The following is an 11,263-nucleotide window of genomic DNA, read 5'->3' on the forward strand; positions in this document are numbered from 1 at the left end:
TATTATGTCATATGACACTGTTTGATCAATCGGGAGGACGAGCGTGTATTTGGGTACGCAGGTCGCAGCGCGCGACGACGATGATTTTCGTGTTTTTGCCCAGCTTGGGGTGAAGCATATTTCCGCCGACCCGCCGGGTCCTCCGTCCGGCTGGACGCTGGACGATCTCGAACGCCATCGCGACCACGTGGAAAGCTTCGGTCTTGTACTGGACATGATTCAGCTTCCCCTTCCCTCACAACCAATCGAGAAGGCCTCTTACCCCGACATTCTTCTGGCCGGGCCGGAGCGCGACCGTCAGATCGACGCGGTTTGCCGGATGATCGAGAACTGTGCAAAGGCCGGCATTCCCGCAACAAAGTACAACCTCAATCTGATCGGCATACCACGCACGGAACTCGAAAAGGGTCGTGGCGGGTCGCTCAATGAGGCGTTCCGCTGGGACAGGGCCGACCATCAGGCGCTGCCTGGGCTTGCAGGCGTGCTGTCGGAGGATGAGAACTGGGAACGGATTGACTACTTCCTGGAGCGCGTCGTGCCTGTTGCAGAAAGCAACCGTGTCCGCCTCGCCTGCCATCCACACGACCCGTACACACCACCTGGCTATCGCGGTGTCACGAGGGTGTTAGGGACAGTCGACGGGCTCAAGAAGTTCGTCCAGATGCGCGAAAGCCCCTACCATGGCCTGAACTTCTGCCAAGGCTCGATCGGCGAGATGCTCGACAATCCGCGCGAGGAGATAGACGACATCATCCGTTGGTTCGGAACGCGCGGCAAGATCTTCAACCTGCACTTTCGCAATATCAGCGGCGGCAAGCTTTCCTTCATGGAAACCTTCCCCGACGAGGGCGACATGGACATGGTCCGATCGCTGAAAGTCTACAAGGAGATCGGCTACAAATACATGGTCATGCCGGATCATGTGCCGCGGATCGCTGGCAGGGATGCGAGCGGCGTCGCCTTCAGCTTTTGCTATGGCTACATCGCCGCCCTGCTTGAAGCCCTGGACGCCGGGCATCTCTGATGTCGGCTCAATTCCCAATAAAGCAATAAATTCAAGGACTCTGATATGGAACCCAACGCCATCAAGAAAGCTGTCGGCGACGGCCTTCTCTCTTTCCCCGTCACGCATTTTGACAGCGCCAACCAGTTCGACGAGGCCGCCTACCGCACACATGTCGACTGGCTCGCAAGCTTTCAAGCGAGCGCCCTCTTTGCCGCCGGCGGCACCGGGGAGTTCTTCTCACTCAATCCTTCGGAAGTTCCGCAAGTCGTACGCGCCGCCAAGGCTGCAGCCGGCAAGACACCAATTATCTCGGGCACGGGCTATGGGACATCCCTTGCTATCGAGATTGCACAATCGGCCGAGAGGGCCGGCGCGGACGGTTTGCTGCTGCTACCTCCCTATCTCATGTTTTCTGAACAGGCCGGACTGATCGCTCACGTGAAGGCGGTCTGCAAATCAGTCGGAATCGGCGTCATCGTTTACAACCGCGATAACGCAATCCTGTCTGCAGACAGCCTGGCAAGGCTGTGTGATGAATGCCCCAACCTGATAGGCTTCAAGGATGGTGTGGGTGACGTCGACCGCGTCATCGAGATCACCACCAAGATCGGCGACCGCCTGGTTTATGTCGGCGGCATGCCCACCCATGAGGTTTACGCCCAGGCCTATTTCGCGGCGGGTGTCACCACCTATTCGTCAGCTGTTTTCAACTTTGTTCCGGCACTGGCTCAGCGCTTCTACCAGGCCCTGCGCAAAGGCGACCAGAAGACGGTGGATCAGATACTCAAGGACTTCTTCTTCCCGTTCGTGGCCTTGCGCAACCGAAAGAAAGGCTACGCTGTCTCGATTATCAAGGCGGGCCTCAAGGTCATCGGTCGCGATCCAGGCTCGGTCCGCGCTCCGTTGACCGACCTCACAAGCGACGAGCTGTCCGCGCTTGAATCTATTCTCAGCGCTAATGACTACGCCCGGCTGGCCGCCGAATAGCGTGTAGGCCATGCGTTCAGGCAGGGCATTGGAGGCACGCCGCTTCCATGCCCTGCTGCATTTCATGCAGGTCCCGGACGTCAATCAGGACGCGCGGCTTGAATGGCGTTGCCTAACTCCTCGCCGCTAATCGGCTTGTGCAGGATGCGAAAGCCGCTTTCGCTCACTTCCTTCAAACGGGACGGCGACGTGTCGCCCGTCACCACGATCGCCGGAACGGAACGCCCCAGGTAGGAGCGAAGGGTCCGGATCGCGTCGAGACCTGTGAGACCATGCCCCAGGCGGTAGTCGGCGATTATCAGATCAACTGGGGGATTGGTCATCGACACATCTGCCAAATGAACTTCCTGCACTTCGGCAGCCGTTCGGCCCGCATAGACTCGGTGCCCTTCCAACGTCAGCAATTGCTCCATCGCTTGGAGCACATCCGTCTCGTCTTCCACCAACATTATACCAAGAAGGCAGCCTCCGGACGGAAGGCTGGCACTGCTCGCAGTTAGCGCACCTAGCCCCTGATGGACAGGGAGAGTTATGGAAAACATTGATCCATGGCCGTACATGGAAGTCAGTCTCAGGGGGTGCTCAAGGAGATCTGCTGTGCGGCGAACGATAGCAAGCCCGAGCCCCAACCCCTGAGTGCGATCGCGTGCAGAATTCTGCAACTGGACGAACTCCTCGAAAACACTCGTCTGCTTATCCGACGGGATGCCTCCACCGGTATCCCAGACCTGAATTTCCACACGGTTGCCGCGCCTGCGGCATCCGAGCAGGACCGTCCCCCTCTTCGTATATCGGAAGGCATTTGACAGCAGATTGTTGAGGATACGCCTGAGAAGCAAGGGATCGCTATCAACCCACAGATCAGACATGACGACGCGCCATGCCAGCCCCCGCTGCTCGGCCTCGGCTACAAATTCTGTTCGGAGATCGTGAAAGAGCTCGCCCAGCGCTACCGGTTCCTTTGCAACCCTGACCACACCTGCATCTAGACGGGAAATGTCGAGCAGCGCGTTTAAGAGGCCACTGAGGTTACCGACTACGGTTTTGGCTTTTTCAGCGAGATCCCGTGCTGCTCCCGAAGGGACGTCGCCGCGCCGTCCCAACAATGCGAGCGTGGAAACAAGCAGGCTGAGGGCATGGAGAGGCTGACGTAAATCGTGGCTGGCGGCGGCGAGAAAGCGTGTTTTCGCACGGTCCGCGCTCTGCGCGCGATCGCGTTCCTCCTGCAAGTCCTCAACGAGCGTCTCATTCTCCAGCCGCAAACTTATGGTCTCACGCAACATCCGGTAGGTAGTGCGGCAGTAGTAGAAGTTAATGCAGACAAGTGCGACCAGAAGGAAGAGGAAGGGAGCGGACATCTCGCTGTCGACAGTCATGCAACGCACGGCAATCGGGAGGACCGTCGCAAGTATTGATCCGATGAGAGCCGGAGGAAAAGCAGAAAGGGAAGGTACGGTGCCGCAAACCAGTCCGGTCAGGACGATGACGGTGAACGACAACACAACCGGGGACCCCGGGAGAAACCCTACCCAACCGAGCGATCCCCACAAGAGCCCCGACATCCACGAGAAAGTTGCGGCGAGCCACGCCCAGGAGCGTTCCGAGCCCGGTTCGGGAGCAAGCTGAAAGAAGCGCCGCGACACGAGAACACGCGTTGCCGTGAGCATATACAGTGCACAAAGCCACCCCCCTATCCAAGTTGTAGGGACCTCGGTTCTCAACACATATGCGGCCGCCAGCGAGATGACGATGTTCGAAATGACCACCCCGTAGGAATTGCGGTACAGAAGTTCGATGAGCGCTTGACGTATTTTGTCTTCTTGCATTGCGTGTCTCCAAGCGCCCTGTATTTATCAGCAGAACGATCCATTCTAGCAAAAATTGATTCTTTGCACGGTGCCTTCCACAGGTTGCTCAAAAATGGATTCGCCGCTGATGGAGATAAAAATGATGCGCCGGACAACAGTCATTCTGGCTGACGATCACGCGATCGTAAGGGAAGGCCTCAAGCTTTTGATCTCCGCCATGGCGAACGTGTCTGTCGTGGCGGAGGCCGCTGACGGCGACAGGCTCTTGAACCTCGTACGCAGCGTGACTGCGGACATTTTGATACTCGACCTCGGGATGCCAGGCGTCGCTGCACAGTTCATCTCCGACTTGCACTCACTCGCTCCTCGTATGAAAATTGTGGTGCTGACCGCAAATACCGAACCGAGAATGGTCCGCGCGGCGATTGAAGCGGGTGCCAGCGCCTATCTCACCAAGGACGGCGACCCCGAAGAGTTGGCCGACGCCTTCGCGGCAATCAGGAACGGCGATACCTATTTGGGGCAGACTGTCCGATTTGCGAAAAGCGGCCACGTCCCTGTCACCGACATCCTGTCGCCCGTCCCGCTAACGCCACGCGAACTGCAGACACTGCAGATGGTTGCGCAAGGTATGACGGGCCGGGAAACCGCTCAGCGCCTGGGGATCAGCCCTCTAACGGCGCGCAAGCACCGCGAAAACCTCATGAGAAAGCTCAATCTGCACAGCACTGCAGAGCTGACAGCTTATGCTGTACGCTTGGGGATGCCAGTCGGTTGACCGAGTCACAACCTCACCAGCCGCACCTGACGACAAGATTCGCTTAACCATCAACCGATCGTCGAAGAAGAAAAGCGTTCCGAGTACGACAGCTGTCGTATTCATTCCCGCGAGCACTCGCCCTACTCCTCCCGCCGTCAACAACTGGGAGGAGCAAAATGCTGCCGTCGTTGGAACTATGGATACCCTTCGCCATTGCGACAGTTGCCTTCGCATGCGTGCCAGGGCCGGCTATACTTTACATGACGGCTCAAACGCTGGCACATGGACGCAAGGCGGGATTGATGTCCGCACTCGGCGTCCACATTGGCTGCTACGTGCACATAATGGCAGCCGCAGTTGGACTCGCATCGCTGATCAACCACGCGCCAATGGCCTATACAGCAATGAAATTTGTGGGCGCCAGCTATCTCGTTTGGCTTGGTGTGAGGATGTTTCTTGGGTGGAGCAATGGGGGCGATGAGGCTGATAGACCCGCATCGGCGAGCTTGCGTGACAGCATCATTGTTGAGGTCCTCAATCCGAAGACCGTGCTGTTCTTCCTGACATTCCTGCCACAGTTCGTCGATCCCTCGGCAGTGATGCCGCTCTGGGCGCAGTTCCTGATTCTGGGCATTTTCGTCAACCTCGTCTTTTCGCTCGCAGACGTCGCGTCGGTTGGCATCGCCTCCCTTGCTCTTGTGCGGTTGAAGGGCGGATACACCGGGTCAATCGTGCCTAGGACCTGTGGCTCAATCCTAATCGGCCTTGGTCTCACGCTCGCTGGCCACCACGTTTGATCGTACCTGTGGCGTCACAACCACGACCGAGCACCAAGGAAGAACGAGTACGGCTGGCAGCACAACACAATCACCGGACGCTCACAGCGCCGGTGATGCACTAGATAGCTCCTTGCGGCGCTCAAACGGAAGAACTCTGGGCGAATTTGAAATCGCCTATAACACGCCTTGACAAATCCCCCATGCCTGTCTTTTATGCAGGCCTGCAGATTAGGCAATGGGCCACTGCGGATGACATGACTTCGATAGTCGCTGGGCAGTTTCGCCTCATGACGCTCCGTCCTTGACGGAAACCGCGTCGTGGGGTTTTTTGTGTTTGAAGGAATGATACGTTGAAGATCGGCGTTCTCTTTTCGACGACGGGGCCATATGGGGCGATGGGCCGCGATGCCCGCGACGGCACCCATTTCGCCTTCGAGGAACTCGCCCACACCAGCGACCTTTCAATAGAACCTGTCTTCTTCGACCCCCACGCAGATCTCGCTGCCTACCTCGAAGGCGCGCGACAGCTGCTTCGGGCCGGATGCCGTCACATCATTGGCACGATTACGTCAGCGGCACGCAAGGAAGTCATCCCGCTTGTGGAGAAGCATGACGCGCTCCTTTGGTACATGTGTCCATACGAAGGCTTCGAAGCCAACGAGAACGTGATCTATGTCGGTGGCTGCCCCAACCAGCACCTCATTCCGCTTTTTGAGCACCTGATCCCCAAGTACGGCAAGCGACCCTATCTTGTCGGCGCCAACTATGTTTGGGGTTGGGAGATGAACAGACTGGCACGGGAGCTTGTCACCAACGCCGGCGGCGACGTTCTTGGCGAGCGTTACCTGCCGCTTGAGGAAACTGCCGTCGAGCGCATTATCGCCGACATCGAGCAGCGTCGGCCAACGTTCATCCTGAATAATCTCATTGGTCCTTCGAGCTACGCATTCCTTGAAGGAATCAAGGCTCTCGCCGACCGCGACCCGGGATTTCGGGCGCAAAATTGCCCCGTTGTCAGCTGCGACCTTATGGAATGCGAGCTGGACGACATTGCCCCTGGCGCCGCCATTGGCCAGCTATGCGCAGCCTCCTACTTCGACAGCATCGCGACACCAGACAACACTGCCTTCAAGGCGCGGGTGGCAGCCCACTATGGCTCTAGCCGTCGCGTCTCTGGTGTTTTTGCCAGCGCATACACTGCCGCGCGTCTTTGCGCTGATACGATCGTTGCTGCTGGAAGCGATGATCCGGTTGCAACGAAGGCCGAACTACACAGCAAATCCTGGCCGACGCTTTTTGGCTCACTCGTTGTTGACCGCGAGACAAACCACGCGGCGCTGCCCTTTCATCTCGGCCGAATTAACGCTGATAACGCCTTCGACATTGTCGCCTCTCGTCCACCGCTGGCAGCCGATCCATACCTGACCCGCCGAAACGCCCCAGCTTCACCAAAACTGCGGGTGGTGTCATGAGAGAAACTCCCAATTTCACCGGCTGGCGCGTCACCATCTTGCATCGCGAGGATGGCAATACCGAACGTCTGACCCGTCAGCTTCGGTTGCTCGGTCTGCAAACGAAACTCCAATGGTCGACACTGTCAGCTGCCGAGCTGCCTGATCTCGTCATTGTCGATGCCGATCAGGGCTGGGACAATTTGCTTCCGTGGAATGGTGGCACGCCGAATTGTCCGGTAGTGGCTTTGCTTGGCTCGGAAGCGCCTGGGCGCATCGCCTGGGCCATGGAACAGGGCGCCGGGTCCATCATTGCCAAACCTATCGCCGCGTCGGCGGTATACCCTGCACTCGTTATGGCCGTATCGATCCACCAGGAACGCAAAGCCTTCGCACAGCGTCTGCAATATCTGGAGGAGAGGGTGCGGCTTCGCCCGCTCGTTCATGCCGCTGTCGAGAAGTTGATGGTGGCTCGCGCAATAGACGAGGACCGCGCCTACGCGATTTTGCGCGATTGCGCCATGAAGCGGCGATTGCCAATGGAGCAGATCGCTGCCTTTATCCTGGGCGGCGCCGAACCGCTGCCGGAGGCAGGTTGATGCGTGTTATAAAGGCATTGTTGCGCCAGCCCGCAGCTCTGTTCGGCCTCCTCGTGGTTCTGCTCGTCATTTTCATGGCGATCGCCGCGCCGTGGATCGCGCCATTCAGCCCCGACGATCAGATGTTCGACGGACTCTCCCTTGAAGGTGCCCCACTACCGCCCGGCGGCCAGTTTCTTCTCGGCACCGACACGCTCGGACGCGACCTTTTTTCACGCCTGCTCTTCGGCGCACGCACGTCACTCATCATCGGACTGGTCGCGAACGGGATTGCAGTTGCGATCGGCCTGTTGATCGGCATCCTCGCCGGTTATCTCCGCGGCCTGCTCGGTAACGTGTTGATGCGCTTCACCGATCTGATGATGGCCTTTCCTGCCTTGCTTCTTGCGATCGTCCTCGCCGCTCTGCTGCGGCCAAGCCTCTGGATCGTCGCGATGGTCATCGCGCTCGTCAACTGGGTACAGGTTGCGCGCATTGTCTATACCGAGACACGGGGTCTAGTGGAGCGCGATTTCATAATGGCTCAGCGTTCGCTCGGTGCCGGCCATTTCCGGATCCTGTTCGTACACATACTGCCCCATCTCATGCCCACAGCCATCGTCTGGGGCACGCTCGGAATCGCAACAACGGTTCTACTTGAGGCAACGCTCTCCTTCCTTGGCATCGGCGTCCAGCCACCGCAGCCATCTTGGGGCAACATCATTTTTGAAAGCCAAAGCTACTTTCAGGCGGCTCCGTGGCTCGTGTTTTTCCCGGGCGCCGTAATCTTGCTGACAGCCCTTTCCTTCAACCTCGTCGGCGATGCACTGCGCGACATTCTCGACCCAACGCAACGGGGGCGCGGCTGATGCTATTTCTCATCCTTCGTCGCCTCGTGCAGGCAGCCCTGATCCTTCTCGGCGTTGCGGCCATCACTTTCGTTCTGCTCTATGCGCTGCCCGCTGATCCGGCGCGCATGCTGGCAGGGCGCAGCGCGACTGCGCAAACGGTCGCAAACATCCGTCACGAGCTCGGCCTAGATCAACCTCTCCTGACGCAATTCTGGAGCTATCTACTCCACCTGCTGTCGGGCAACCTCGGACGTTCCTACGCCCAGAAAACCGAGGTCTGGACCCTGCTTGCCGCACGCCTTCCGGCAACCTTGACACTCATGCTGGCAGGCATCCTGGTCGAGGTCGTGCTCGGGCTCGTTCTCGGGACCGTGGCGGCGGTGCGGCGCGGCCAAGCAGTCGATCGGCTGGTGATGATGGCCTCCTTCGTCGGTGTCTCTGCTCCACAGTTCGTTGTCGCATTGCTGTTGCTCTACGTCTTTGCCGTAACGCTCGGCTGGTTTCCGATGAGCGGCTACGGCACCATCGCCCATGTTGTGCTGCCGGCCACCACCCTCGGCGTTCTTGGCGCCGGCTGGTATGCACGCATGGTGCGATCGGCCATGATCGACGTGCTCAACCAGGACTATGTTCGCACTGCCCGCGCCAAAGGCCTCTCGTCTCGACGCATCGTCCTCCGGCACGCCCTGCCCAATGCAATCCTGCCGATCATCGCCATGATTGGCATCGATATCGGACAGTTCATGGGCGGCGTCGTTGTCGTGGAGGCTGTCTACGGTTGGCCTGGTATTGGCCAGCTTGCGTGGCAGGCAATCCAGCAAGTCGACATCCCGATCATCATGGGTGTCACACTGGTTTCCGCTCTCGCCATCGTGATCGGCAACTTGCTTGCCGACCTGATCGCACCACTCATCGATCCACGTATCCGTACTCGTTGACAACAACCAAAGAAGGGGAACTCAGCATGTTCAAACGTTTACTTCAGACAACGACGCTCGCGACGATGGTAGCGCTCGCACCGATGATCGTGATGGCTCAGGAAACACCAAAACAGGGCGGCGACGTTGTCGTCACCTACAAGGACGACATTACCACGCTTGATCCGGCGATAGGCTACGACTGGGTTAATTGGTCAATGATCAAGAGCCTGTTCTCGCGTCTCATGGACTATGAACCGGGCACTCCGAATCTCGTGCCATCGCTTGCCGAAAACTTCACGGTCTCTCCAGATGGCCTCACCTATACGTTCAAGCTCCGCAAAGGTGTGAAGTTCTCCAACGGCCGTGAGGTGGTCGCTTCCGACGTCAAATATTCCATCGAACGGGCTGTCGATCCCAAGACGCAGGGCCCCGGAGCCGGCTTCTTCGGCGCCATCAAAGGTTTCGAGGATTTGACTGGGGGCAAGTCGACGACCCTTGCCGGCATCGAAACACCCGACGATTCAACAGTCATCTTCCACCTGTCTCGCCCGGACGCGACCTTCCTGCACGTACTCGCCATAAACTTTGCCTCAGTGGTTCCGAAAGAGGCGGTGGAAGCCGCAGGCGGAGATTTCGGCAAAAAGCCGGTGGGTTCAGGCACCTTCGTCCTGAAGGACTGGACGATCGGTCAGCAGCTCGTTTTCGAGCGCAACAAGGATTACTTCGTCAAGGACGTCCCGCATATCGACAGCTTCAAGGTCGAAGTTGGCCAGGAACCGCTCGTCGCACTGCTGCGACTGCAGAAGGGCGAGGTCGATATTGCCGGCGACGGCATTCCTCCGGCGAAGTTCCTCGAGATCAAGAATTCCGCCGATGGCCCGAAGATGATCGTCGATGGCGAGCAGCTTCATACGGGCTACGTCACGCTGAATACCAAGGTGAAGCCGTTCGACAACGTCAAGGTGCGTCAGGCGGTCAATATGGCGATCAACAAGGAACGCATCACCCGCATCCTGAACGGTCGCGCAACCGCGGCAAACCAGCCGCTACCACCGCTTATGCCCGGATATGACAAGGGCTTCAGCGGCTATGCCTATGACGTCGCCAAGGCCAAGGCGCTGCTTGCAGAGGCTGGTTTCACAGATGGTTTCGAGACGGTCCTGTATTCTACCAATACTGATCCACAGCCGCGCATCGCCCAGGCAATCCAGCAGGATCTAGCCGCCATCGGCGTAAAGGCCGAGGTTCGCGCGCTGGCACAGGCAAACGTCATCGCCGCCGGCGGCACTGAAGGTGAAGCGCCGATGATCTGGTCGGGTGGCATGGCCTGGATTGCCGACTTCCCGGATCCATCAAACTTCTACGGCCCGATCCTTGGATGCTCCGGCGCAGTTGCCGGCGGTTGGAACTGGTCGTGGTATTGCAACGAAGCTCTCGACAAGCGAGCGGTCGAGGCAGACTCCATGTCCGATCCCGCAAAGTCGGTAGAGCGTACTGCGGCCTGGGGTAAGGTCTTCACCGATATCATGGCCGACGCGCCATGGGTTCCGGTGATCAACGAACGCCGCGTCGTCGCCAAGTCGCTGCGCATGGGTGGTGCGGACAACATCTACATCGATCCGACCCGCGTCATCAATTACGACGCCATCTACGTCAACCAGTAAAGCTCGGCAGGAGCAAAGGCCCTCCCGGCGCGCCGGGAGGGCTCTGACAATTCCAGGGAGATTTGATATGTGCGTTGCCTGCACCCACACGATCCACCGCGCCCAGCACAATTTCGGCTGGAACAAGGACTTTGCACCTGCGCTTGTCGCCAAATCCGGTGAGACCATCCATTTCGAATGCCTCGACTCTTCAGGGGGCCAGCTTGGGCGCGATGCGACGATCGACACCTTGAAGAACCTCGACTTCGGCATGATCAACCCGGTCTCAGGCCCAGTCTACATCGAGGGCGCCCAGCCCGGCGACGCACTTAAGGTAACGATCCGCCGCTTCGACCCCTCCGGCCATGGTTGGACGGCGAACATCCCCGGCTTCGGTCTGCTGGCCGATCAATTCAAGGATCCTGCACTGCATGTCTGGTCGTACGATGCTACCAGCATGGCACCAGCCCTCTATGGGCC

11 protein-coding genes are annotated in these 11,263 nt (G+C 58.7%); 10 read left to right on the top strand and 1 reads right to left on the bottom strand.

All coding sequences use genetic code 11. The features are described 5' to 3' along the window. Positions 1–43 precede the first annotated feature (43 nt). On the top strand, positions 44–1,024 hold the full coding sequence (locus JNB88_RS25795) for a mannonate dehydratase (RefSeq protein WP_220357929.1): 981 nt from the start codon (positions 44–46) through the stop codon (positions 1,022–1,024). A 45-nt stretch (positions 1,025–1,069) separates the two neighbouring features. Continuing rightward, complete coding sequence (gene kdgD / locus JNB88_RS25800; protein WP_220357930.1) at positions 1,070–1,993, top strand: 5-dehydro-4-deoxyglucarate dehydratase; 924 nt, start codon at positions 1,070–1,072, stop codon at positions 1,991–1,993. An 80-nt stretch (positions 1,994–2,073) separates the two neighbouring features. On the opposite strand, the gene JNB88_RS25805 is transcribed toward kdgD, so the two are convergent. Beyond that, the gene (locus tag JNB88_RS25805) at positions 2,074–3,369 is read right to left on the bottom strand and encodes a hybrid sensor histidine kinase/response regulator (protein ID WP_223217333.1); all 1,296 of its coding nucleotides are present in this window, start codon (positions 3,367–3,369) and stop codon (positions 2,074–2,076) included. Positions 3,370–3,940: 571 nt separating this feature from the next. Here JNB88_RS25805 and JNB88_RS25810 point away from each other — a divergent pair. From JNB88_RS25810 to JNB88_RS25845, 8 genes are all read left to right on the top strand, one after another. After that, positions 3,941–4,579, top strand: a complete 639-nt coding sequence (locus JNB88_RS25810; RefSeq protein WP_037130286.1) for a response regulator — start codon at positions 3,941–3,943, stop codon at positions 4,577–4,579. Positions 4,580–4,737: 158 nt separating this feature from the next. After that, positions 4,738–5,358 (top strand): LysE family translocator, encoded by a 621-nt coding sequence (locus JNB88_RS25815; protein WP_420832218.1) that lies wholly within the window; start codon positions 4,738–4,740, stop codon positions 5,356–5,358. Positions 5,359–5,690: 332 nt separating this feature from the next. After that, positions 5,691–6,812 (top strand): transporter substrate-binding protein, encoded by a 1,122-nt coding sequence (locus JNB88_RS25820; protein ID WP_220357932.1) that lies wholly within the window; start codon positions 5,691–5,693, stop codon positions 6,810–6,812. Beyond that, positions 6,809–7,390 carry an ANTAR domain-containing response regulator gene (locus JNB88_RS25825; RefSeq protein ID WP_220357933.1) on the top strand — a complete coding sequence of 194 codons (582 nt, stop codon included), beginning with the start codon at positions 6,809–6,811 and terminating at the stop codon, positions 7,388–7,390. The genes JNB88_RS25820 and JNB88_RS25825 overlap by 4 nt, the downstream gene beginning before the upstream one ends. Continuing rightward, the gene (locus JNB88_RS25830) at positions 7,390–8,238 is read left to right on the top strand and encodes an ABC transporter permease (protein WP_220357934.1); all 849 of its coding nucleotides are present in this window, start codon (positions 7,390–7,392) and stop codon (positions 8,236–8,238) included. The genes JNB88_RS25825 and JNB88_RS25830 overlap by 1 nt, the downstream gene beginning before the upstream one ends. Further along, positions 8,238–9,158 carry an ABC transporter permease gene (locus JNB88_RS25835; protein ID WP_220357935.1) on the top strand — a complete coding sequence of 307 codons (921 nt, stop codon included), beginning with the start codon at positions 8,238–8,240 and terminating at the stop codon, positions 9,156–9,158. The genes JNB88_RS25830 and JNB88_RS25835 overlap by 1 nt, the downstream gene beginning before the upstream one ends. A gap of 26 nt (positions 9,159–9,184) precedes the next feature. Beyond that, a complete protein-coding gene (locus JNB88_RS25840) occupies positions 9,185–10,804 on the top strand; it encodes an ABC transporter substrate-binding protein (protein WP_220357936.1) in 1,620 nt (539 codons plus the stop codon). 67 nt (positions 10,805–10,871) lie between these two features. Further along, positions 10,872–11,263: acetamidase/formamidase family protein (locus JNB88_RS25845; protein ID WP_220357937.1), on the top strand; the 392-nt coding region annotated here is incomplete at its 3' end.

The organism is Rhizobium cauense, assembly GCF_019511525.1.
Taxonomy (GTDB): domain Bacteria; phylum Pseudomonadota; class Alphaproteobacteria; order Rhizobiales; family Rhizobiaceae; genus Rhizobium; species Rhizobium cauense.